The sequence below is a fragment of the Sphingomonas aquatilis genome, from assembly GCF_014196115.1.
GTDB classification, from domain to species: Bacteria; Pseudomonadota; Alphaproteobacteria; order Sphingomonadales; family Sphingomonadaceae; genus Sphingomonas; species Sphingomonas aquatilis.
This window is the reverse complement of record NZ_JACIDB010000001.1, coordinates 1,239,588-1,262,803: the sequence shown is the minus strand read 5'-3', so window position 1 is coordinate 1,262,803 and position 23,216 is coordinate 1,239,588. Positions and strand designations below refer to the sequence as shown.

The window sequence follows — 23,216 nt, the reverse complement described above, 5'->3', positions numbered from 1 at the left end:
CGGGGACGTCCGCCGGAGCCGGACAGCAATGGCGGCGAGTCAGCGGCGCGCCGCGTCGCTCTTCGCGCGTTCGGCGGCGAACGGTTCGGAGGCGTTCCACATCGGCCAGGTCGCGCCGGCCGCGATCTCGCGGCCCAGCGCATAGGCGACGCTGCCCTCCTGCGCCGCGCCGGTCATGTCCCAGCCCGGTTTGAACGCGTCGCAGGTCTGGTGGTAGCATTCGGCATTGTAGCGCGCCCGCTCCCGCTCGCCCGCAGCGGCACCCCCGCGCACCAGATCGCGTCCCGCACGGAAATAGACGCCCGGCACGCCCTTTTGCGCGAAGGCATAATGGTCGGAACGGTAATACCAGCCCGCCTCGGTATTCTCCTCCGGCACGATCCGCAGCCCCTGCGCCGCGGCGACGCGGGCGAGGTCCTGCTCCAGCGGCGTACGGCCGACCCCGATCAGCTCCAGGTCGCGCGTCCGCCCCAGCACGACATGCGGGTCGAGGTTGAATTGCGCCGCCGTGGTGGCCAGCGGCAGCGCGGGGTGGTCGGCATACCAGGTCGCGCCGAGCAGGCCCTTTTCCTCCGCGGTCCAGAGGGCAAACACGACCGAACGGCGCAGGCGCGGCGCGGCCGCGAAGGCGCGCGCGATCTCCAGCAGGGTCGCGGTGCCGGTGCCATTGTCCACGGCGCCGTTGCGGATCCGGTCGGCGGGCGGATCGAACGCATTCTCGCCATAGGCATCCCAATGCGCGCCATACAGGATGCTGCCCGCAGCGGGATCGGTGCCGGGCAGGATGCCGACGATATTGTGACTGACCGCCCGGTCGAGGCTGGTGCGGACATCGGCGGACAGGGCGACGCCCTGCAACGGGACGCCGCGGAAGTCCGCCCGTTGTGCCGCGCGCTTGGCGGCGGCGTAATCGAGGCCGCCCTGCCGCAGCAGCGCGACGCCGATGTCGTTGCGCAAGGTGCCGCGGATGCCGAAGGCCGGCGGAACGCTGCCCGTATCCAGCGCATAGCCGGGCACCGCATCGCTGTTGGCTAATTGCAGCCAGGGGTAGCTCGACGGGAAGGTATCGTGGATCTGGAAGAAGGCGGCGGCGCCACGCTTCTGCGCCTCGGCCAATTTGGTGCGCGCCGCGGGGCTGGATGCGCGCCCGCCGAAGCCCAGATCGCGCCCCGCCTCGACATCGGGATCGCCCGCGAGCGCGACCACCACCTTGCCGCGCACATCGACGCCGCGATACGGATCATAGCCAAGCCGCGGTTCGACCACGCCATAGCCGACGAAGACGACGCCCGCGCGATCGAGCGTCGTCGTCCCGACGATACGCGATGATGCCGCGATCTCGACGCCGGGCCGCAGCGCCTCAGTCTTGCCGCCCAGCGACAGGTCGAACCGCGCGGTCTCGCGCGTCCAGCGCAGCAGCGGGACGGTCTGGCGATATCCCGCATCCCCCGCCGGTCGCAGCCCGAGCGCCGCGAACCGCTTTTCGAGGAAGGCGAGCGTGATCGCCTCACCCGGCTGGGTCGGCCCGCGCCCGTGAAAATCGTCCGCGCTCAGCGTCTTCACATCGGCCTTGATCCGCGCCGGCGACAGGATCGGCGCGCGGGGATCGGCCGACGCCGTCGTGGCGGCGGTCAGCAACAGAAGGGGGAGCCAGCGGATCATGCCGGCAGCGTGACCCAACCGCCCGCGACGCGCAAGCGCTACACGCCCGCGTCGCGGATCGTTTCCATCGCGACGAAAGTCGAGGTGTTGGCGACATGCGGCAGCGCCGAGATGCGCTCGCCCAGCACCTCGCGATAGCGGCGGATGTCGGGGGTGCGGACCTTCAGCAGATAATCGAAGCTGCTCGCGATCATATGGCATTCCTCCACCTCAGGAATGCGCAGTACGGCACGGCGAAACGCGTCGAGCGCCGCTTCCCGCGTGTCGGACAGCTTCACCTCGGTGAAGGCGATGTGATCGAGGCCGAGGCGCACCGGATCGATGACCGCGCGGAAGCCCAGAATATAGCCCTGATCGATCAATCGGCGCAGACGCACCTGGCACGGCGTCTTCGACAGGCCGACGCGGCGGGCGAGTTCGGTAACGGACAGGCGACCGTCGTCGCGCAAAGCCTCGATGATGCGCCGGTCGAACGTGTCGATCGGCGCGTTCTGGGATGGTTTGCCGTCCATTTGGCCTGTGCCGCTCTCGAAAATCGGGTCGTTCGGCGCGATCCTGCGCGCATTTCGGACGGATCGCCAGCGCGAAAGTCGATATGGGCGGATCGTAGAGAGGACCTTCGCCCATGACCCGCCCGCCCTTCGCCGATTTCGCGCCGCCCGTCCGCCCGCAGACGCCGCTGCGCGCCGCGATCACCGCCGCCTATCGCCGGCCGGAGGCAGAGTGCCTCGCGCCCTTGCTCGACGCCGCGACGCTGCCCGACGCGATCGGCCGCGACGCCGCCGCGACCGCGACGGCGCTCGTCACCGCGCTGCGCGCCAAGCACAAGGGCACCGGGGGCGAGGGGCTGGTGCAGGAATATGCGCTGTCGAGCCAGGAGGGCGTGGCGCTGATGTGCCTCGCCGAGGCGCTGCTGCGTATTCCCGATACGGCGACGCGCGATGCGCTGATCCGCGACAAGATCGCGGGCGGCGACTGGCGCAGCCACGTCGGCGACGGCCGCTCGCTGTTCGTCAATGCCGCGACCTGGGGCCTCGTCGTCACCGGCAAGCTGACCGGCAGCGTCAACGACAGCGGGCTGGGTGCCGCGCTCACCCGGCTGATCGCGCGCGCGGGCGAGCCGGTGATCCGCCGCGGCGTCGACATGGCGATGCGCATGATGGGCGAACAGTTCGTCACGGGCGAGACGATCGCCGAGGCGCTGAAGCGCGCCCGCCCGTTGGAGGCGCGCGGCTTCCGCTACAGCTACGACATGTTGGGCGAAGCGGCGACCACGGCAGCGGATGCCGACCGCTATTATCGCGATTACGAAAACGCCGTGCGTGCGATCGGCGAGGCGTCGGCCGGCCGCGGGATCTTCGACGGGCCCGGCATCTCGATCAAGCTGTCGGCGCTCCACCCCCGCTACGTCCGCGCACAGGCGGCACGGGTGATGGGCGAGCTGCTGCCACGCGTGAAGGCGCTCGCGGTGATGGCCAAGGGCTATGACATCGGTTTCAACATCGATGCCGAAGAGGCCGACCGGCTGGAGCTGTCGCTCGACCTGCTCGAAAGCCTCGCCACCGATCCCGATCTTGCCGGTTGGGATGGCCTTGGCTTCGTGGTGCAGGCCTATGGCAAGCGCTGCCCGTTCGTGATCGACTGGATCGTCGACCTCGCCCGTCGCGCCAACCGGCGGATCATGGTCCGGCTGGTCAAGGGCGCCTATTGGGACGCCGAGATCAAGCGCGCGCAGGTCGATGGCCTCGCCGACTTCCCGGTCTACACGCGCAAGATCCACACCGACGTCGCCTACATCGCCTGCGCCCGGAAACTGCTGGGTGCGCGCGATGCGGTGTTCCCGCAGTTCGCGACGCACAATGCGCAGACGCTCAGCACCATCTACCATCTGGCCGGCCCCGACTTCACCGTCGGCGACTATGAATTCCAGTGCCTGCACGGCATGGGCGAGCCGCTGTACGACGAAGTCGTCGGCGCGGAGAAGCTGAACCGCCCGTGCCGCATCTACGCGCCGGTCGGCACGCATGAGACGTTGCTCGCCTATCTCGTCCGCCGCCTGCTGGAAAATGGCGCGAACTCGTCCTTCGTCAATCGCATCGCCGATCCCGAAGTCTCGATCGCCGATCTGATCGCCGATCCGGTCGAGGCGGTGCGCGCGATGGCCGCGCCGGGGCAGAAGAACCCGCAGATCGCCTTGCCGCAGGACTTGTACGGCGCGCGCCGCAACTCCGCCGGGCTCGACCTCAGCGACGAAACCACGCTGGCGATGCTCAGCGAGACGATGGCTGGCGAAGGCCCGTGGGACGCGGGCGTCGTCGGCACGGCCCGCGCGGTGCTGAACCCCGCCGATCATCGCGACCGCGTCGGCACGGTGCATGAGGTGTCGGTGGAGCAGGCGCAGGCCGCCGCCCGCGCCGCGCAGGCCGCCGCGCCCGGCTGGGCCGCGACCGCCCCGGGGGAGCGTGCCGCGATGCTCGACCGCGCCGCCGACGCGATGCAGGCGCGCATGCCGCAGCTGCTGGCGCTGATCGTGCGCGAGGCGGGCAAGTCGCTGCCCAATGCCATCGCCGAGGTGCGCGAGGCGATCGACTTCCTGCGCTATTACGCCGAGCAGGCGCGCGCGACCTTGGGCACCGGCCATCGCCCGCTGGGGGTCGTCACCTGCATCAGCCCGTGGAATTTCCCGCTAGCGATCTTCATCGGACAGGTCGCCGCGGCGCTGGTCGCGGGCAATGCGGTGCTCGCCAAGCCCGCCGAGGAAACGCCGCTGATCGCCGCGCAGGGCGTCGGCCTGCTGCATGAAGCCGGCGTGCCGACCGACGTGCTGCACTTCGTGCCCGGCGATGGCGCGATCGGCGCGGCTTTGGTCGCGGCGCCCGAGACGATGGCGGTGATGTTCACCGGATCGACCGAGGTTGCCCGCCTGATCCAGAAGGAACTCGCCAAACGTCTGCTGCCCGATGGAGCGCCCATCCCCTTCATCGCCGAAACCGGCGGGCAGAATGCGATGATCGTCGATTCCTCTGCGCTCGCCGAACAGGTGGTCGCGGACGTCATCGCCTCCGCCTTCGACAGTGCGGGCCAGCGCTGTTCGGCACTGCGCATCCTGTGCCTGCAAGAGGAGGTCGCCGACCGCACGCTCGCGATGATCAAGGGCGCGCTGCACGAACTGTCGATCGGCCGCACCGACCGCCTCGCCACCGACATCGGCCCGGTCATCACCGCAGAGGCGAAGGCCAATATCGACGCGCACATCGCCAGGATGCGCGCGGGCGGCCACCGCGTCGAACAGCTATCGCTCGCGGGCGATACCGCGCACGGCACCTTCGTCGCGCCGACGATCGTCGAACTGTCCGACATCGCCGAGTTGGAGCGTGAGGTGTTCGGGCCGGTGCTGCACGTCGTCCGCTTCCGCCGCTCCGAGCTGGACCGGCTGATCGACCGGATCAACGCCACCGGCTATGGCCTGACGTTCGGCCTCCACACGCGCCTCGACGAGACGATCGCGCACGTCACCAGCCGGGTGAAGGCGGGCAATCTCTACATCAACCGCAACGTCATCGGCGCGGTGGTGGGCGTACAGCCGTTCGGCGGGCGCGGCCTGTCGGGCACCGGCCCCAAGGCGGGCGGGCCGCTGTATCTCGGCCGGCTGGTGTCGGGCGCGGACCTGCCGCCGGCGGTCGTGTCGGACCATGCCGATCCCGCCGCGCGCGACCTGGCGCTGTGGCTGGAGGATCGTGGCGAGAGCGCGCTCGCCACGCGCGTCCGCGACGCGATCGCCACGTCGATGCTCGGCGCGGCGACCGAGCTGGCCGGCCCGGTCGGCGAACGCAACCTCTACGCCCTTCACCCGCGCGGACGCGTACTGCTGCTGCCGCAGACGCGCGACGGCCTGATCGAACAGATCGGCGCCGCGCTCGCCTGCGGCAACGACGCGGTGGTCGGCGATGCAGGATCGCTGGCCACGGCGCTGGCCGCGCTGCCGCAGAGCGTCACCGCCCGCGTGCGGTTCGCCGACGACTGGCGGCGTGCGCCGGCCTTGGCAGGCGCGCTCATCGAAGGCGAGGCCGCGTACGTCTCCGCCGCGCTGGCCGCACTCGCCGAGCTGCCCGGCCCGATCGTGCTGCCCCAGGCGGGCTGCGCGGGCTATCGCCTCGATTGGCTGGTCGAGGAGGTGTCGACCTCGATCAACACCACCGCGGCGGGCGGCAATGCCAGCCTGATGGCGATCGGCTGACCCACCAGCTGGGGCGCGTCGGTCAGACGCGCTCCAGCATCAGCGCGATCCCCTGCCCCACGCCGATGCACATGAACGCCATCGCGTAGCGGCCGCCGCTGCGGTGCAGCTCCTCCACCGCGCTCATCACGATCCGCGCGCCCGACATGCCGAGCGGATGGCCCAAAGCGATCGCCCCGCCGTTGCGGTTCACCCGCGGGTCGTCGGCGGCGATGCCCAGATCGCGCAGCGTCGCGATCGCCTGCGCGGCAAAGGCCTCGTTCAGCTCAATCACGTCGAGCTCGTCGAGGCCGATGCCGGTGATCCGGCACAGCTTGCGCGCCGCCTCGATCGGGCCGACGCCCATGATCCGCGGTGCGATCCCCGCCGCCGCCATGCCCAGCACCCGCGCGCGCGGCGTCAGGCCGTGCTGCGCCGCCGCCGCCTCGCTCGCCACCAGCATCGCCGCGGCGCCATCGTTCAGGCCCGAGGCATTGCCCGCGGTGACGGTGCCGTCCGCCCGCACGACGGGCTTCAGCTTCGCCAGAGCATCCAGGCTGGTCGCGCGGGGATGCTCGTCAGTATCGAAGACGATCGGATCGCCCTTCCGCTGCGGGATCGTCACCGGCAAGATCTCCGCCGCCAGCCGCCCGCTGGCGATCGCCGCCGCCGCTTTCTGCTGGCTGGCGAGCGCGAAGGCGTCCTGATCCGAACGCGCCACACGCCACTGGTCGGCGACATTCTCCGCGGTCTGCGGCATCGTATCGACGCCATAGGCCGCGCGCATGGCCGGGTTGATGAAGCGCCAGCCGAGCGTCGTATCCTCGATCTGCTGCGCGCGATCGAAGGCGCCGGCGGCCTTGCCCATCACATAGGGCGCGCGCGTCATGCTCTCGACGCCGCCCGCGATCCCGAACGCCGCATCGCCGCAGCGGATCGCCTGCGCGAGGCTGCCGACCGCGTTCAGCCCCGATCCGCACAGGCGGTTGACGGTCGCGCCCGGCACACCGTCGGGCAGGCCGGCGAGCAGCACCGCCATGCGCGCGACGTTGCGATTGTCCTCGCCCGCCTGATTGGCGCAGCCGAGCAGCACATCGTCCACCGCGCCCCAATCGACCGATGGATTGCGCTCCATCAGCGCGCGCAACGGGATCGCGGCGAGGTCGTCGGCGCGCACGCTCGCGAGCGCGCCGTTCAATTTGCCGATCGGCGTGCGGATCGCGTCACAGATGAAGGCATCGGGCATCGGGCGTCCTCTCCAGCGTTTGCCGAAGGGCGTCGCCCCGAATGGCGTGCGTCGTCAAGCCGCTACGGGCCGGCGCGCGTCGCTTTGGCTAGGCCCGCCGCTCGATCAGCAGGCGGTACAGCCGCTGCGGGATGTGCCAGCGCCGGCCCAGCAGGATCGCGCCGATCAGGACCGCACCGGCATCGCGCAGCTGCGTCACCAGCGTCCGCGCCACCGGGCGACGCGTCGCCTCCGCCTCGACCACGGGCACGACGACATCGACCGCCTGCGACAGCTCGATCCCCTCATAACCCACCGCCATCGGCGGCGCGGTGACGACGATATAATCGAACCGCTCGCGCAGCTCGGCGAGCAGGCGCACGTCGCGCCGTTGCAGCGAACAGGCCGCAGTGCCGATGATCGTCGTCATCATGTCTTCGAACGGTTCGAGTTCCAGGCTCGCGGCCGTCTCCGGCACCGGCGCATCGCTGGCGAAGCGGACGAGCAGCACGCGCGCGCCGGCGCGGCGCGCCATTGCGCGGCCCAGCCCCAATGCGGCGGTTTGCAGGCTCATCCGCGAACTCGGCGCGACCAGCAGCACCGCCCGCCCGCTGCCCTGATGGTGTGCGTCGACCGCCGCGATCAGCCGGCTGTAATCGCGCGCCACGCCCTCGCCCTGCTCGGCGACCGGGGCGGCGAGCACCGGCAGGCCCAGTGCCCGCTCGACCTCCACCGGGGTCAGGAAGGTTTCGCGCAGGCTGCCGGCGATGAACACCGCCGCGCCCGCGATCAGGATCCCGGCGAAGATGCTGCCGGCGATCAGCAGCAGCGGCGGATTGGTGCGCCTGGTCGGGGGCGTCGGCGCCTCGATGACGCGGACGTTGGGGCTGCCCGCCTCGGTCGTCTGGTTGAGCTGCACGCGCGCCTGTTCGACCTGCGACGACAGCGACTTGAAGCTGTCCGCCAGCACGTCGCGGTCGAGCTTCATCGTCGTCAGCCGGTCGCTGATCGCATTGAGCTGCGCCAGCCGCGCCCGCGACTGGCCGAGCTGCCCCGCCAGTTCGGCGCCGCGCGCCTCCGCCCCGGCCACCGTCGCGCGCGACTGGATCAACTTGTCCTTGGTCGAATCGAAATACTGATTGCGGCCGGTGCGCTGCGTCATGACCAGCGACGATTTCTGCTGGGTGATCGTCGCCTGCAACGCGGCGATCTGCTTGTCGAGCTGCGTCACCTGCGGCGACGTCGCCATGAAGCGCGACGCCAGATCGGCGCGCTTCGCCTGAAGCCCCAGCAGTTGCGCCTGCATCTCGCCGAGCGCCCGCGCCGCCTCGGTATTGTCGTTGTACAGGCGGATATCGGCGGGCACCGATTTGGCCTGGCTGCTGAGGCTCGACAGGCTGCGGCGCCCGTCGGCCAGCTCCGCATCGCTTTCCAGCTTGCTCTTGCGCAGCAGGTCGTCCTGCGCGACCGCACCCGCCACCTGCGCGGCGATATCGACGATGCCGTTCTGCTGCTGATAGGCGGTGATCCGCGCGCTCGCCTCGTCCAGCTGGCGCTTGATCGCGTTGCGCTGCTGTTCGAGGAAGGCGACGCGACCCGAGGTCAGCACCGTCGCACGGCTTTCGAAATAGCGGCGGATCAGCTGGCGCAGCGCATCGGCGGCCTGTTGCGGATCGCGCGCCGTATAGGTCAGCTGGATGACGTTCGCTTCGTTCGCCTTGGTGACGTGCAGATGCGACTGGAATTTCTCCAGCGCCGCGTTGATCTCCGCCGGCGAGGCGGCAGGGCCCAGCTGCGCGCGCACCACGTCGCGGTGCAATTCCAGGCTGTCGAGCATCTGCAACTCGACATTGGCGACCGCCCCCGGGTCCAGCACCTGCCCCGGCAAGGGCGCGCGCCCGGCGTCCTGCATGTCGTAGATGCCAGCGCTCAGCGGCAGCAGCCGCGCCTCGGCACTATAGGTCGGCGGCAACAGCAACGCGACGAGGATGCCGAGTCCAATGATCGATCCCGCGACGATCAGCGCGAGTCGGCGATAATAGAAAATGCCGTTCAGCAGGTCGCGCAGTGCGAATTGCCCGTGGCGCGTCTCCGTTTCCTGCTGCTCGGACGAAGACGTGAAATCAAGCATCTGGTGGATTGTCCAAGGCTGCTGGAAAGGGCTGGTGCGCCTTATGGTCGGTTCCTCTTACCTTTCCATTAAGCCTTCCGCTATATCGACTTAGCGGAAGCGACCCGTCCCGTGTCTTGCAGTGGGACGGCCGGGTGGCGCGCGGGCAACGGGACGGTGACGATGGGCAGATACGGCTTGGCGACCATGGCGGCGGTGCTGGCGCTGGTTGCGCCGACGATGGACGCGCTGGCGCAGGTGGCGCCGGTCGGGCGGACGCCCGTGCGCGGGACGATGGCGGCGACTCCAACCCCTGCCCCTGCCCCTGCCCCGGTGGTCGATCGCACCGCCTATCGGATCGCGCCGGGTGACGAGCTCGCAATCAGCTTTCCCTATAATGCCGAACTGGATCATGCCGGGCCGGTCGGTCCCGATGGCCGCATCGCGATTCCCCTGGTCGGCAACGTCCCCGTCGGCGGCCGTACGATCGACGAGGTCGCGGCGCTCATCTCGGCCGATTTGCGCCGGCAGGGTGTGGTGGAGGATGCCCGCCCGACGGTGGCGGTGCGACAATATGGCGGCGTCGTCTATGTCGGTGGCGAGGTCCGCCAGCCCGGCCCGGTGAAGCTTACCGCGACGATGGACCCCATGCAGGCGGTGATCGGCGCCGGCGGCCTGCTCGACACCGCGCGCACGCGCAAGGTGGTGGTGATCCACCGCAATGCCGACGGTTCGATCGCGCAGCGTCAGGTCGATCTGAAGGCCTATACGAAGAACGGCTTCGCGACCGGCATCGATCTGCAATCGCAGGATATCGTGTTCGTCCCGCGATCGTCGATCGCCGAGGCCAATCTGTGGATCGACCAGCATATCAACAAGCTGCTGCCGTTCAGCCGCAGCCTGAACTACAATCTGGGCGGCGGAGCCGTCTTCGGCCGCTGACATGACCGCCGCGACGCGCGCCCTGCCCTTTCCGCGACGCAGCCTGCGCGGCTGGATGCAGGCGGCCGACGTCCGCTGGGCCTATGTCGCGTCGCTCGTCGCGCTGCTGCCGCTGTTCGGGCAGAGCTTTCACTACGTGAAGCTGCTCAAGCCCGCCTGGGCCTTGTCCAAGGCGTTTCCGCTGCTGTCGCTGCCGCTATGCCTGATCCTGTTCGCCGGGCGCCGGCCGGAAGGGTCGCGGCAGATGGTCGTGACGATCCTGTGGCTGGTGCTCGTCCCCACCTTCATATCGCTCTTCACCTTCCAGCAGACCTTCTTCATCGCGCTGGCATCGCAGCTGAAGCTGTTGCCGCTGCTCTACATCTTCTCGCTGCTCGGGCTCTTGCGCTGGCTGCGGCCGACGCTGCGCGAGATCGCCGCCGCCTTCCTGATCTGTGCGGTCGTCACCTTCGTCCTGTTGCTCGCGATCTGGCGGCTGGCGCCGCAATCGGCCTATGCCGAACATTATGTGGCGGGCGATTCCCCGCTTCTGTCGGCGGACGCCCGCGGCAATCGCATCCGCATGCCAATGTACTTCGGCCTGATCGGCATCCTCTACGCCTGGCGCCGCTTCACCGCGCGCTGGCAGCCGCGCTGGTTCGCGGCCTGGGGGGCGGGCTTTGCCATGGTGTTCGGCCTCGTCCGCATGCGCACCTTCGTGCTCGGCCTGACGCTGATGGCGGCGATCAACGGCTTTCTGGCGGCAGGCCCGCGCCTGCGGCTGCTGATGCTGGCGCTCATTCCCTTCGCGCTCGCCGCACTGTTCTCGGTGCCGTTCATGGCGTCGATCTTTAGCACCGACAAAGCCTTCGCGTTCGACGTCCGCTATATCTCGACGATGAAGGCGATCGGTTTTCTGGGCACCGATCCGTTTCGCTGGATCTTCGGCGTCGGCACGATCAGCCCGATCGATCCTGCCGGGTTGATGACCTATTTCAACCACTTCTTCTTTCTGGGTGACATCACCTGGATGGGGATCATCTTCGAATATGGGATCATCGGCGCGCTGCTGATCGCGGCCGTCCCCTTGCGCGGCGTACTGCTGATGGATAGCGCCCGCCGCCTGCATGACACGCCCTTCCTCGCCGCGTTGCGCGACTATCTCGTCTATTCGCTGCTGATATCGGAAATGCTCCCCATGACCCTCGCCCCCGGGGAGATTACGTCGATCATGGCGATCGCTCTCTACGCGCGCGAGCTGCCCGCAGCAGGGGGGCGCCGTCGATGAGTAGCGCGGCCGACCACTCCCTGCTGCGTCGCCTGCACCAGCGCTATGGCGGGTCGCTGGTGACGGTCGGCACGCGGCTGATCGACATTCCCTGCCGATACGGCATGCACCTGATGATCGCGCTGCGCTTGTCGCTCGATCAGGTCGGCGCCTTCTACATCGTGTTCGGCGCGCTGATGATCGCATCGGGCCTCGGCCGCCTGGGGATCGACCGCGCGCTGACCCGCGAAATGGCACGCCTGCTCGCGGCGGACGATGCGGCGGGCGCACGGGCGGCGATGCGGCGGGCGGCGGTCATGGTGCTGCTGCTGTCGCTCGCGCTGACCGCCGTCGCGCTGCTCGCGGCCTGGCCCCTCGCCGCCTATGTGATGCGCAAGCCCGATATGGCACCGCTGTTCGTCATCGGCGCACTGGCCATCCTGCCGCAGAATTTCGCCAATCTCGTCGCGGGTGCGCTCGCCGGGCTGCATCGCGTCACGCAGAGCCAGATCGTTTATACCTGGCTGTGGCCGGGGCTGTTCTGCGTCTTGGTGTTCGCGCTGCCGATGTCGGACGCGCATGCGCTGGCGGCCGTGGCGGCGAGTATGACGCTCGCGACGCTGATCGGCGGCGTGATGCTGCTGCGCGATCTGCCGGCGGTGACGCCGGGCCGGCCGTCCAATCCGCCCGAACCCCTGCTGGGCACCGGCCTGTCGCTATTCAGCCTGGAACTGGTGCAGCTTCTTATCAGCGCGGCACCGCCCTTCATCCTCGGCATCATGGCCTCTACGGACGAAGTGGGCCTGTACGCCATCGCCTGGCGGGTCGTGCTGGTGATCTACATGTTCGTCAGCGGCGTCGCGTCAATGGTCGCGCCACGCTTCGCCCGGCTCTACATGATCGGCGACCTCGCCGGCCTTCGGCAAGAGGCCGCGCGCGCCCTCGCGCTGGCACTGACGCTCGCGATCCCGCCGATCCTCGCCGTCATCGTGTTCCCGGACCGGATTCTCGCCCTGTTCGGCCAGCAATTCCTGCCCGCCGCCACCGCATTGCACATCCTGATCCTCGGTCAGATCGCCGCCGCGCTCACCACCACCACGCCGGAGCTGCTCGGCATGACCGGCTATGCGCGCGCACTGCTGCGCGTCAACGGCCTCGCGACGCTCGTCCTGATCGGCGGCCTGGTGCTTCTGTCGGAGCCTTTGGGCGCGCAGGGCGCAGCGATCGCGACGAGTGCGACGATGCTGGTCAACGCGATCGGATGCAGCCTGATCGCACGCGAAACACTGGGCTTCACGCCGCTGGGTGCCGTCTACGCGATGTGGCAGAACCGCCGGACAGCGTTACCGCAATGAGCGAACGGCTCGACGTGGCCGATAAACGCCCGCTATGTTGTCATAAATGCCTTGGTAACGGCAGTCGGAAAACGCAATGTTAAGCCTCTGTGGCCTAAGGACTTTTCAAGCCCATTTCCGGAGTCCGTGGTCTTGACGTCCGACACTACGACCGATCCGAACCACGGCGAACCCTATCAGGGAGTGGAGCGCCGCCTGCGTAAGCCGGTTCTGGGCATGCGGTTCCGTGATCTCGATGAAAACGGCGCGGCGCAATACATGCTGCAGGCGCCGCGCAGCACCGACGAAGGCCTGGGCGTCTTCGTCACGCCCAACATCCAGCATATCGCACTGGCCCGGAAGGACGACGAGTTCCATCGCGCGCTAGCAAGCGCCCAGATCATCGTCGCGGACGGGTTTCCGGTCTATCGCTTCGCAAAGCTGCGCGGCCTCTCGCTGCCGGGCCGCGTTGCCGGGCGCGCCGTGATCGAGCGGATGTTCGCCGACCCCGCCGCGCTGGCGGGCCACAGGGGGTTCTTCGTCGTCGACAGCCGCGCCACGGCGGAGGGCATCGAATGCTGGCTCAAGGACTTTGCGCCGGCCTTCACGGTCGAGACGCTGGTGCCGCCGTTCGGCTTCGAGAAAGACGCCGCCTATTGCCGCTCGCTCGCCGATGCGATCTCGACCTTCGATGCGACCCTGATCTTCCTATGCATCGGCGCCCCCAAGAGCGAGCTGTTCGCCTACCGCTATCGCGCACTGCTGCCGCCGGCGTGGGCCTTGTGCGTCGGCCAGTCGTTCCGATTGCTGATCGGCATGAATGCCCCCCCACCCGACCTGATGGTGCGCCTCAACCTGGAATGGCTGTGGCGCATCGTCCTAGAGCCGCGACGCATGCTACAGCGTTATGGGCCCAGTACGATCGGCTTTCTGCGTGCAGCGGTCGCAGACCTGCGTCAGTCGCGTTAAATCCATCTCATCTTGCTGAGGACATTTTCGTGGAAGACCAATTGCGCAACATCCTCGACGACGCCGGCGGGCTGTTGAAGCCGGCAGCGTCGCTGTCGCCGCGCGACGACCTGTTTGCCGCCGGCCTCACCTCGTTCAAGACCGTGGGCGTGATGCTCGCGATCGAAGAGGAATTCGACGTGGTGTTTCCGGACCAGCTGCTCACGCGTGCGACCTTCAGCAGCATCGCCGCGCTGACGGCGGCGATCGAGAGCATTCGGGGAGACGCCGATGCTGCATGATCCGTCCGCGACCGGACGTGCGATGGCCGCCGCGATCGAGCGGGTCGTCGCCGTCGCCGCCGCGCATGCCGACGCGGTGGATCGGGAAGGCCGTTTTCCCGCCGAGGCCGTCGCGGCGCTGCGGCAGGAAGGATTGCTCGGCGCGCTGGTGCCGGTCGCGCTGGGTGGCAGCGGCGCGACGATGGCGGAGATCGTCGGGCAATGCCAACGATTGGGCCGCGTCTGCGCATCGACCGCGATGGTCTATGCGATGCACCACAGCCAGCTCGCCTGCCTGGTGATGCATGCGCTGGACGACCCCTGGCAGCGCGATTTCGCGCGCCGGATCGCGACCGAGAATTTGCTGATCGCCTCGATCACGTCAGAAGTCGGCATCGGCGGCGACATGCGGTCGAGCCGGTGCGCGGTCGATGTGCAGGATGGCCGCTTCACGCTGGAAAAGCAGGCGCCCACCGTCTCCTACGGCGATTATGCCGATGTCTTCTTCGTGACCGCGCGCACCCATGCCGAGGCGCCGCCGTCCGATCAGGTCCTCGTCGTCGTGCCGCGCGAGGACGCCTCGTTCGAATCGACGGGCGGCTGGGACGCGCTGGGCATGCGCGGCACCAGCACGGTCGGCTTCACCTTCCGCGCCGAGGGCGTCGCCGCGCAGATCATGGCCGTGCCCTTCGCCGATATCGCCGCCGAGGCGATGGTGCCTGCATCGCACCTGATGTGGGGCGGCGTATGGACCGGCATCGCGGTGGAGGCGTTGACTCGCGCGCGCACCTTCCTGCGCACCGCCGCGCGCCGCCAGCCCGGCCAGACGCAGCCGGGCGCGCATCGCCTGATGCACGCCGCCGGCCTGCTCGACGGCATGCAGGCGCGACTGCGCACGCTAATCGACCAGTTCGACGCGACCTATGCGCTCGGCAGCGACCGCGCCGTGGCCGATCCGCAGGAGACGGGCTGGCCGCAAGGCATGGCGCGCGCGACCGTGCTCAACATGCTGAAGCACGACGTATCGACGCAAGCCCACGAGGTGGTGCTGGAGGCGCTGCGTATCTGCGGCATGGCCGGATATCGCAACGGCACCGAATTCAGCATCGGCCGTCATCTGCGCGACATCCTGTCGGCGCAGCTGATGATCAACAACGACCGCATCGCCAGCGGCACCGGCGCCATGCTGTTCGCACAGCGCGCCGAACTGGGAACGCTCTGAACCATGGACATGCCCACCAGCTTCCGCACCCGCCTGATCGAGGCCGGCCTCGTCTTCCCGACCGGCATCGACGGCCTGTGGGGTCGCAGCGGCACGTTCGAGGCGGTGTTCGACGGTCTTGAGCGCGCGATCACCGCGGCGGGGCTGAAGGACAAGCCGGAAGTCATGCGCTTTCCACCGGCCATGGCGCAGAAGACGTTCGAGAAGAGCGGCTATATGAAGAATTTCCCGCATTTCGCGGGAACGGTGCATTGCTTCTGCGGTGACGATCGCGCGCATCACAAGCTGATGGGCCAGATGGAGCGCGGCGAGGATTGGATGGGGAACCAGCAACCCGCCGACCTCGTGCTGACGCCCGCCGCCTGTTACGCGGTATACCCGATCGTCGCCGAACGCGGCGTACTCCGTGAGGACGGTCACCTCGTCGATGTCGCGTCCTATTGCTTCCGGCACGAACCCTCGCTGGAGCCGACGCGCCTGCAGCTGTTCCGCATGCGCGAATATGTGCGGATCGGCACGCCCGAACAGGTGCTCGCCTTCCGCGCCGACTGGATGGAGCGCGGGCAGGACTTCGTCCGCACGCTGGAGCTGCCGTTCGAGGTCGATGTCGCCAACGACCCGTTTTTCGGCCGTGCGGGTAAATTGCTCGCCGACAATCAGCGGATGCAGAATCTGAAATTCGAGCTGCTGGTGCCGGTCAATGACGGTGCCGGACCCACGGCCTGCCTCAGCTTCAACTATCACATGACCTATTTCGGCGACACCTGGAACATCCGGACGCCCGATGGCGCACCGGCGCAGACTGCCTGTTGCGCGTTCGGCATGGAGCGGCTGGTGCTGGCGTTGCTGCGTCATCACGGCTTCGACCTTGCCGCCTGGCCCGCAGGCGTGCGCGCGACGCTGGGCCTCGGCTGAGCGCATCCGATGGCGATGACCCCGATCTATATCGATGGCCGGTTCGGCTGGCTGCATGCGCCGACCGAAGGCGCACACGCGCCGGTCGGCGTCGTGCTGTGCCCCGCCTTCGCGCAGGAAGAGGTGTGTACCCACCACGGCCTGATGGCGCTGGGCGAGGCGCTTGCCGCGCGCGGGATCGCAGCGGTCCGCTTCGATTATGGCGGGACCGGGGATTCGATCGACGGGCCGGTGACGCTGGATGGGCTGATCGCCGATGCCGAAGCGGCGGCGGCATGGCTGCGCGGCCATGCCCACGTCGATCGCGTGATGCTGGCCGGCGTGCGATTGGGCGCGGCGATCGCTATGCTGGCGGCGAAGCGGCTCGATGATGTCAGTGCCCTCATCCTGCTCGCGCCGGCGCTATCCGGGCAGGCGTTCCTGCGCGAAACCCGCGCCTCGGCGGCGGTCGCGAGCCTCTCGGGTCTCGACCCCGTCCCGCCTCTGGAGAGCGATCAGCCGCTCAACACCAACGGCTTCCGCTGGACCGCCGCCTTCCAGCGCGAGGTGGCGGCGATCGACCTCACGGTCGTAGAGGCGCCCGTCGAGACGGCGCTGTTCGTGCCGCCGCGGACGGACCGGCGTTCGGGCAAGCTGGCTCAGCGCTGGCGCGACGCGGGCGGTGCAACCACCGAACTGCCCTTCGCCGATTACGACGGCTGGATGCAGGATCCCACAACCAACGAGACGCCGGTCGACACCTTCGCCGCCGTCGCCGATTGGGTGGCCCGGCATGCCGGAACGCCTGCGGGCGCTGCCATCGCGCCGCTGCGTGACGACCCAACGCTCGCCACCGATGCCTATATCGAAGAGCCGCTGCGCTTCGGTCCGGACGACGCGCTGTTCGGCATGCTGTGCCGGCCCGCCGCACGCCCAGCGGCGCCGGTCGCGGCATTGTTGATGCACGAGGGCAGCACCCATCACATCGGCAACGGGCGCGCCTATGTGCGCCTCGCGCGCCGGCTGGCGGCAGAGGGCTTCGCCTCGCTGCGGATGGACCTGACCGGCATGGGCGACAGCCCGGCGGGCGACAATCCGCGCCACCCGCATTACGACCCCGAACGCATTCCCGAAGGCGTCGCCAGCCTCGATTGCCTGGAGGCGCAGGGCTTCCCCCGCGCGATTGTCGCCGGCCTGTGTTCGGGCGCGCACACCGCCTTGCAGGTGACGCTCGCCGACGAACGCGCGGTGGGCAGCGTGGTGCTCAACCTGCAAAAGTTCATCTGGCATTATGGCGATGATATCCGCGTCGCGGTGCGCGATAACAAACGGTCGCTGAAGGGCTATATCCGCGCGATGCGCAATCCGGGCGAATGGCGGCGGATGCTGAAGGGCGAGGCCGACCTGCCCGGTATCGCCCGCGTCCTCGCCAAGCGGAGCGCCGTCCGCCTGCGTCACGCCGCGACCAGCCTGTTGCCGCCCAAGCCCGGATCGGAAGCCGCGCAGGTTCGCGAACAGCTCCAGGCGCTGTCGGCGCGCGGCGCCCACGTCCACCTCGTCTTCAGCGACGAAGACCCCGGCCTCGCCGACATGGGCATGAAGCTCGGCCGCGGCGCGCGCCTCCTGCGTCAGTATCCACCCGTCCGGATGGTCACGCTCGACCGCGCCGACCATCACTTCAACGGCACGCTCGCGCGCGACCGGCATATCGAGATGATGATCGCCGCGATGACCGACGCGGTCGCCGCGCATGGTGCGGGCCTGCCCCCCGTCTCGCCGCGGACGGAGTTGCCGGCGGCGGCCGAGTGACCCAGGCCGCTTCGGTGCGGCCCGACGCGGCCAGCGGCACGATCGCCGGGCGCGGATTTCGCCTTGGCATCTATGCGGCGCTGATCGCACTCGATCTCACCGCGCTGCTGGCGTCCTTCACCCTGGCCGGCGCGGTGACGTTGAACGACGCGCTCGACGTCTGGGTGGTCAACGATCTCGCCGTGCTGTTGCCGATCTATTTCGGCATCGTGCTGCAGCGAAAGCCGTACAGCGGCCGGTTCTTCCAGAACTGGCGGCGGACGACGCGGGATGCAGTGACGGCGCTGCTGACCGCGACGGGAACGGCGCTGCTGCTGGTGTCCTACTTGCATGCCGAAGTCGACGTGTCGTTCCGCCTGCTGCTGGCTGGCGTCGTAATCGCCGCCGCGCTGATGGTGGCGGGACGCTGGGCCCTCCACGAACTCGCCGAAGCGCATACCGGCGGCTGGCATATCGCCACCATGGTCGTCATCGACGGCATCCAGCCCGCTGCGCTGCACGATCCATCGATCGCGCGGCTGCCGGCGATCGACATGACCGGCATCGACATCACGGCACCTGCGCTGCCCCACCATATCCTGGCGACGTTCAGCGAACGGACTGCCGACGCCGAGCGCGTCATCGTCGCCTGCGCGGCGGACCGACGCGAGGCCTGGGCGCGGCTGCTCCGCGGTGCCAACGTCCAAGGCGAGGTGCTGCTGCCCGAATGGCAGAGCCTGGCGCCTGTCCGCCTCTCGCACCTTGCCGACATGCCCAGCGCGGTCGTGTCGCTGGGGCCGCTCGACACGCGCAGCCGCCTGCTCAAGCGCGCCTTCGACCTGGCGGTCGCGGGGGGCGCATTGGTGCTGCTCTCCCCGATCCTGTTCCTCACCGCGCTGGCGATCAAGCTCGACAGCCGCGGGCCGGTGCTGTTCCGCCAGCCGCGCGTCGGGCGCGGCAACCGGCTGTTCCACGTCCTCAAGTTCCGCAGCATGCGCGTCGATGGCGCCGATCTGGCAGGCGATCGGTCGACCCAGCGCGGCGACCCGCGCGTCACCCGCGTCGGGCGGTTCATTCGTGCGACCAGCATCGACGAGCTGCCGCAGGTACTCAACGTGCTGCGCGGTGAGATGAGCATCGTCGGTCCGCGTCCCCACGCGCTCGGCAGCCTGGCGGGCGACCGGTTGTTCTGGGACGTCGAGCCCCGCTATTGGCAGCGGCACGCCATCAAGCCCGGCATCACCGGCCTGGCACAGGTTCGCGGCTATCGCGGCGCCACGGAACATGCCGACGATCTACACGGCCGCGTCGACCACGACCTGGCCTATCTGCGCGGCTGGACGCTGTTCCGCGACCTGCGCATCATCCTGATGACGCTACGGGTGCTGGTCCACCGCAACGCCTTCTGACGCGTCAGTCCTTCGGCGCTTCGCGCACGTCGCCCTCGCCCGCCGTGCCGGCGCTGCCCATCGAACGGTCGATCAGGCCCGACCGGCTCATCCACCAGAACAGCAGCACACCGGGCAGCGCGGCAAAGGTCGTGCCCCAATAGAAGGCGACATAGCCGAAGCGGTCGACCAATTGCCCCGTCGTCGTCGCGGTCAGGATACGGCCGACGATACTCGCCGCCGCGGAGATCAACGCATATTGCGACGCGGTGAAGCGCAGGTCGCAGAGCGCCGAGAAATAGGCGACGACGGTGACGCCGCCGATGCCGCTCGCCATATTCTCGAACGCCATCGCGCCCGCGAGGCCGAGGTTCGAATGCCCCGATGCCGCGAGCAGCGCGAAGCTGGCGTTGGACACCATCATCAGGATCAGGCTGAGCATCACCGATCGCTTCAGGCCCAGCCGCGCATACAGCACGCCGCCGAGCGCCAGACCGATCCAGAACGCCCAGAAGCCGATGACCACGTCGTACAGCGCAATCTCGTCATTGGTGAAGCCCAGGTCGTCGAGCAGCAGACGCAGCGCCTGCTGCCCCAGCGTATCGCCGATCTTGTGGAGCAGGATGAACGCGAGGATCAGCCACGCGCCGTGGCGGCGGAAGAATTCCAGGAACGGCCCGACGATCGACGCTTGCACCTCGGCAAGCCCGCGCCGCTGCGCCGGCTCGCGCCGCCGCGCCGGCTCGCCGCGGGTCAGCGCGACGATCATCGCCGGCAGCGCGAACAGCACGCAGGCGAGATAGGCGACATGCCAGTTCGATCGCGCCGCGATCACCAACGCCAGCGATCCGGCCAGCACCGACCCGATCTTCCAGCCATATTGCGTCATGCCCGATCCGACGCCCATCTGTTCGGGCTCCAGCGTCTCGATACGATAGGCGTCGATGACGATGTCGTAGGTCGCGCCGGCAAAGCCGACCAGCACGACCGCGATGATCGTCGCCTGCAAATTCGCCGCCGGATCAACCAGTGCCAGATTGGTGACCGCCGCGATCACCATCACGCCCGCCAGCAGGATCCACGATACGCGCTGCCCCAGTGCGCCGATCAGCGGCAGCCGGACCCCGTCGACCATCCAGGCCCACAGCGGCTTCAGATTGTAGACGAGGAAGCCCAGCGTGAAGGCGGTGATCGTCGCCTTGTCCAGCCCGTCCTGCTTCAGCCGCGTCGTCAGCGTCGCGCCGATCATCGTAAAGGCGAGGCCGGACGAAATGCCCATGAAGAATACCGCGATCGGCCCGCGTTCCGCATAGGGCGCCAGCGGCGTCAGCCGTGCCCGGATTGCCGGGGAGCGGCGCATGATCGCGACGACGAGTGCGGCGAAGGCCGCGACGATGAGGAAGTAGAGATTGTTGCCGGTCAACATGGCGGCAACACTAACGGCTTATTCGCCGCCGACCAGCGGGATTACGCGGCGGGCGCTTCCCCCGGCGGTGCGGCGAACAATGCGAAGCCCGTGGGCAGCTTGCGCGGGCGCTTGCCGGCGAGCGCGGCGTCGATCGCCTCGATCGATCCGATCAGGTCGCGTTGCTGATAGGGTTTGACCAGGCGCCCGGTCGCCAGCGCCTCCGCCTCGGGCGGGAAGCGACCGGTGACGAACAGCACCGGCACCGCGGCGGCACGGGCACTGCGCGCGACGTCCAGCCCCGATCCGTCCGCCAGATTGACGTCGACCAGCACCAGGTCGAGCGCCTCGCCCGATTCCAGCACCGACACCGCCTCTGCCACGCGGTCTACCGTCGCAATGATCGTATAGCCCGCCTCGCGCAGAATATGTTCGGTATCGAAGGCGATGAGTGGCTCGTCCTCGACCACCAGCAGCCGTTCGATCAGCCGCTTCTTCCGCCCGAACAACATATGCCGCTATGCCCCTTGGTTGACGGCGTTATCCCATGTCACGCCCGATTCGGTTAACGCGCATCTGGCGGCAAGTGACGCAAATTTTTTCACGCGCGGCACAATTGCGCGTATGGGGCGACGATGGCCGACCCCAAAGACCCCCGCACCCCTGCCGCCGCGGGCAAGACGCCCGGCGACCGGATCGCGAAACTGCTGGCCCGCGCGGGCGTCGCCAGCCGTCGCGAGATCGAACGGATGATCGCCGAAGGGCGCGTCGCGCTCGACGGCAAGGTACTCGACACGCCCGCCACCGTGCTGACGTCGCTGCGCGGCGTGACCGTCGATGGCCAGCCCGTCGGCTCACCCGAACCGACGCGGTTGTTCCTGTATCACAAGCCGACCGGGCTGCTGGTCACCGAACGCGACCCCAAGGGGCGGCCGACGATCTACGATCGCCTGCCCCACGACCTGCCGCGGCTGGTGCCCGTTGGGCGGCTCGACCTCAATACCGAGGGGCTGCTGCTGCTGACCACCGACGGCGGCTTCAAGCGGCAGCTGGAGCTGCCCGCGACCGGTGTCGAGCGCAGCTATCGCGCGCGCGCCTATGGCAACGTCACGCAGCAGCAGCTCGAGGAGCTGGCCGAGGGCGTCGAGATCGAGGGCATTCGCTACGGCTCGATCGACGCCAATATCGAGCGGCGCACCGGCGCCAACGTATGGATCGAGATCACGATCACCGAAGGCAAGAACCGCGAGGTGCGCCGCGTCCTCGAACATCTGGGGCTGCAGGTCAGCCGCCTGATCCGCACCCGCTACGGCCCGTTCGTGCTCGGCGACCTGCCGGTCGGCGGGATCGGCGAGGTGAAGCAGCATGAGATCGTCGGCTTCCGCAAGACGCTGAAGGGCGGCGCGCCGGACGAGCCGATCGCGGCCGCCCCCCGTGCCGGCTTCCGCACCGCGCCCAGCGTCGATCGCACCACTCGCACGCGCCGCGGCGCCGAGCGCGGCATGGAGCGGCCGGCAACCGTACGGCCGACCACGCCAGACGAGCGCCCGACACGATCGCGCCCGCGTCCCGAAGGCAGCGCGGACCGTCCCGCCCCCGCCCGCACGGCGAACCCGCGCGCGCCCGCCACGGGCGAAGCGCCCCGCCCCGGCTTCCGCACCCCCGCGACGACCGATCGCGGCGCCCGCACGCGGACCCGAACCGACGCGCGCGCACGCGACGACGCCCGCGACGGCAAGGCCAACGTCCCCACCGGCGGCTCGGCGATGAAGCCGTGGGAGCGTCAGGATGAACGCGGCGCCGATCGCAGCGGCGACCGCAACCGCTCCGGCGCTCCCCGTGTCGGCCAAGGCAAGCCCGGCGCATCCCGCACCGGCCAGCGTCATCCCCGCGGCGACGCCCCGACGCGCGGCGGCCCCGCAGGCGGCGGCTCGCCGCGCCCATCGGGCGGGCGTCCGCCCAGCGGTGGCTTCAAGGGCGGGCCGAAGGGCGGACCGCGCGGAGGCCGCTCGTGAGGGTGATCGCCGGCCAGTGGCGCGGGCGTCCACTCGTCGCGCCCAAGGGTGATGCGACGCGCCCCACCGCCGACCGCACACGCGAGGCGTTGTTCTCGATGCTCACCAGCCGCCTCGGCAGCTTCGAAGGGCTCGCCGTCGCCGATCTGTTCGCCGGATCGGGCGCGCTGGGGATCGAGGCGCTGTCGCGTGGCGCGGCATCGTGCCTGTTCGTCGAACAGGACGGCGCGGCGCTGGATGCGCTGAAGGCGAACCTCGCCAAGCTCGGCACGCGCGGCGACGTGCGCAGTGGATCGGTGATGGCGCTGGGGCCGGCGCGCGCGCCGCTCGACCTCATCATGATGGACCCGCCCTACGGCACCGGCGCAGGCTTGGTAGCCTTGGATAAATTGGCGCGGCTGGGCTGGACGAACGCCGCGACCTGGGTCAGCATAGAGACCGCACGCGACGAGGCGGTCGAGGTCGCCGGGTTCGCCATCGACACCAGCCGCGTGCATGGGAAGGCCCGTGTGACACTGTTGCGGGCCGCCTGATCGCAAC

18 protein-coding genes are annotated in these 23,216 nt (G+C 69.1%); 12 read left to right on the top strand and 6 right to left on the bottom strand.

Annotated elements, in window-relative coordinates:
* Positions 1–39: 39 nt before the first annotated feature.
* Positions 40–1,662 carry a M28 family peptidase gene (locus GGR47_RS05905; RefSeq protein ID WP_147036492.1) on the bottom strand — a complete coding sequence of 541 codons (1,623 nt, stop codon included), beginning with the start codon at positions 1,660–1,662 and terminating at the stop codon, positions 40–42.
* Positions 1,663–1,700: 38 nt separating this feature from the next.
* Entirely contained in the window at positions 1,701–2,174 is a 474-nt protein-coding gene (locus GGR47_RS05900; RefSeq protein WP_017978447.1) for an Lrp/AsnC family transcriptional regulator, read from the bottom strand.
* Between the two features lie 113 nt (positions 2,175–2,287).
* Between GGR47_RS05900 and putA the strand changes: the two genes are divergently transcribed.
* The gene (gene putA, locus GGR47_RS05895; RefSeq protein WP_183949453.1) at positions 2,288–5,899 is read left to right on the top strand and encodes a trifunctional transcriptional regulator/proline dehydrogenase/L-glutamate gamma-semialdehyde dehydrogenase; all 3,612 of its coding nucleotides are present in this window, start codon (positions 2,288–2,290) and stop codon (positions 5,897–5,899) included.
* A gap of 22 nt (positions 5,900–5,921) precedes the next feature.
* Here putA and pcaF read toward each other — a convergent pair whose 3' ends face one another.
* Both pcaF and GGR47_RS05885 read right to left on the bottom strand, forming a co-directional pair.
* The gene (pcaF, locus tag GGR47_RS05890) at positions 5,922–7,124 is read right to left on the bottom strand and encodes a 3-oxoadipyl-CoA thiolase (RefSeq protein ID WP_147036802.1); all 1,203 of its coding nucleotides are present in this window, start codon (positions 7,122–7,124) and stop codon (positions 5,922–5,924) included.
* Between the two features lie 88 nt (positions 7,125–7,212).
* Complete coding sequence (locus GGR47_RS05885; protein WP_043059489.1) at positions 7,213–9,234, bottom strand: exopolysaccharide transport family protein; 2,022 nt, start codon at positions 9,232–9,234, stop codon at positions 7,213–7,215.
* Between the two features lie 162 nt (positions 9,235–9,396).
* Here GGR47_RS05885 and GGR47_RS05880 point away from each other — a divergent pair, with 162 nt between their 5' ends.
* The 9 genes from GGR47_RS05880 (at position 9,397) to GGR47_RS05840 (ending at position 19,277) form a co-directional block, all read left to right on the top strand.
* Positions 9,397–10,155, top strand: coding sequence for a polysaccharide biosynthesis/export family protein (locus GGR47_RS05880; RefSeq protein ID WP_244305177.1), 759 nt, complete (start codon positions 9,397–9,399; stop codon positions 10,153–10,155).
* Between the two features lies 1 nt (position 10,156).
* Complete coding sequence (locus GGR47_RS05875; RefSeq protein WP_147036801.1) at positions 10,157–11,422, top strand: hypothetical protein; 1,266 nt, start codon at positions 10,157–10,159, stop codon at positions 11,420–11,422.
* Positions 11,419–12,756 (top strand): lipopolysaccharide biosynthesis protein, encoded by a 1,338-nt coding sequence (locus GGR47_RS05870; RefSeq protein ID WP_147036800.1) that lies wholly within the window; start codon positions 11,419–11,421, stop codon positions 12,754–12,756. The genes GGR47_RS05875 and GGR47_RS05870 overlap by 4 nt, the downstream gene beginning before the upstream one ends.
* Positions 12,757–12,882: 126 nt before the next feature.
* Positions 12,883–13,704: a WecB/TagA/CpsF family glycosyltransferase gene (locus GGR47_RS05865; RefSeq protein ID WP_147036804.1), complete on the top strand. Its 822-nt coding sequence runs from the start codon at positions 12,883–12,885 to the stop codon at positions 13,702–13,704.
* A gap of 41 nt (positions 13,705–13,745) precedes the next feature.
* On the top strand, positions 13,746–13,985 hold the full coding sequence (locus tag GGR47_RS05860; protein ID WP_221204590.1) for an acyl carrier protein: 240 nt from the start codon (positions 13,746–13,748) through the stop codon (positions 13,983–13,985).
* Positions 13,975–15,186 carry an acyl-CoA dehydrogenase family protein gene (locus GGR47_RS05855; protein ID WP_147036799.1) on the top strand — a complete coding sequence of 404 codons (1,212 nt, stop codon included), beginning with the start codon at positions 13,975–13,977 and terminating at the stop codon, positions 15,184–15,186. Before GGR47_RS05860 ends, GGR47_RS05855 begins: the two co-directional genes overlap by 11 nt.
* A gap of 3 nt (positions 15,187–15,189) precedes the next feature.
* Positions 15,190–16,101, top strand: a complete 912-nt coding sequence (locus GGR47_RS05850) for an amino acid--[acyl-carrier-protein] ligase (RefSeq protein WP_017978437.1) — start codon at positions 15,190–15,192, stop codon at positions 16,099–16,101.
* Between the two features lie 15 nt (positions 16,102–16,116).
* Positions 16,117–17,889: a serine aminopeptidase domain-containing protein gene (locus tag GGR47_RS05845; RefSeq protein WP_244305175.1), complete on the top strand. Its 1,773-nt coding sequence runs from the start codon at positions 16,117–16,119 to the stop codon at positions 17,887–17,889.
* Positions 17,886–19,277, top strand: a complete 1,392-nt coding sequence (locus tag GGR47_RS05840) for an exopolysaccharide biosynthesis polyprenyl glycosylphosphotransferase (protein ID WP_147036797.1) — start codon at positions 17,886–17,888, stop codon at positions 19,275–19,277. The genes GGR47_RS05845 and GGR47_RS05840 overlap by 4 nt, the downstream gene beginning before the upstream one ends.
* Before the next feature lie 4 nt (positions 19,278–19,281).
* Here GGR47_RS05840 and GGR47_RS05835 read toward each other — a convergent pair whose 3' ends face one another.
* Together GGR47_RS05835 and GGR47_RS05830 are read right to left on the bottom strand one after the other, a co-directional pair.
* Entirely contained in the window at positions 19,282–20,682 is a 1,401-nt protein-coding gene (locus tag GGR47_RS05835; RefSeq protein ID WP_147036796.1) for an AmpG family muropeptide MFS transporter, read from the bottom strand.
* Positions 20,683–20,723: 41 nt separating this feature from the next.
* On the bottom strand, positions 20,724–21,173 hold the full coding sequence (locus tag GGR47_RS05830; protein ID WP_147036795.1) for a response regulator: 450 nt from the start codon (positions 21,171–21,173) through the stop codon (positions 20,724–20,726).
* Between the two features lie 123 nt (positions 21,174–21,296).
* Between GGR47_RS05830 and GGR47_RS05825 the strand changes: the two genes are divergently transcribed.
* A complete protein-coding gene (locus GGR47_RS05825; protein WP_183949452.1) occupies positions 21,297–22,676 on the top strand; it encodes a pseudouridine synthase in 1,380 nt (459 codons plus the stop codon).
* The gene (rsmD, locus tag GGR47_RS05820) at positions 22,673–23,209 is read left to right on the top strand and encodes a 16S rRNA (guanine(966)-N(2))-methyltransferase RsmD (protein WP_024310514.1); all 537 of its coding nucleotides are present in this window, start codon (positions 22,673–22,675) and stop codon (positions 23,207–23,209) included. Before GGR47_RS05825 ends, rsmD begins: the two co-directional genes overlap by 4 nt.
* Positions 23,210–23,216 lie beyond the last annotated feature (7 nt).

Coding starts and splice junctions, on each gene's coding strand:
- GGR47_RS05880 (WP_244305177.1), top strand. CDS start 9,397: ATGGGCAGATACGGCTTGGCGACCATGGCGGCGGTGCTGGCGCTGGTT.
- putA (WP_183949453.1), top strand. CDS start 2,288: ATGACCCGCCCGCCCTTCGCCGATTTCGCGCCGCCCGTCCGCCCGCAG.
- GGR47_RS05885 (WP_043059489.1), bottom strand. CDS start 9,234: ATGCTTGATTTCACGTCTTCGTCCGAGCAGCAGGAAACGGAGACGCGC.
- GGR47_RS05875 (WP_147036801.1), top strand. CDS start 10,157: ATGACCGCCGCGACGCGCGCCCTGCCCTTTCCGCGACGCAGCCTGCGC.
- GGR47_RS05835 (WP_147036796.1), bottom strand. CDS start 20,682: ATGTTGACCGGCAACAATCTCTACTTCCTCATCGTCGCGGCCTTCGCC.
- GGR47_RS05850 (WP_017978437.1), top strand. CDS start 15,190: ATGGACATGCCCACCAGCTTCCGCACCCGCCTGATCGAGGCCGGCCTC.
- pcaF (WP_147036802.1), bottom strand. CDS start 7,124: ATGCCCGATGCCTTCATCTGTGACGCGATCCGCACGCCGATCGGCAAA.
- GGR47_RS05845 (WP_244305175.1), top strand. CDS start 16,117: ATGACCCCGATCTATATCGATGGCCGGTTCGGCTGGCTGCATGCGCCG.
- GGR47_RS05900 (WP_017978447.1), bottom strand. CDS start 2,174: ATGGACGGCAAACCATCCCAGAACGCGCCGATCGACACGTTCGACCGG.
- GGR47_RS05830 (WP_147036795.1), bottom strand. CDS start 21,173: ATGTTGTTCGGGCGGAAGAAGCGGCTGATCGAACGGCTGCTGGTGGTC.
- GGR47_RS05905 (WP_147036492.1), bottom strand. CDS start 1,662: ATGATCCGCTGGCTCCCCCTTCTGTTGCTGACCGCCGCCACGACGGCG.
- GGR47_RS05855 (WP_147036799.1), top strand. CDS start 13,975: ATGCTGCATGATCCGTCCGCGACCGGACGTGCGATGGCCGCCGCGATC.
- GGR47_RS05870 (WP_147036800.1), top strand. CDS start 11,419: ATGAGTAGCGCGGCCGACCACTCCCTGCTGCGTCGCCTGCACCAGCGC.
- GGR47_RS05825 (WP_183949452.1), top strand. CDS start 21,297: ATGGCCGACCCCAAAGACCCCCGCACCCCTGCCGCCGCGGGCAAGACG.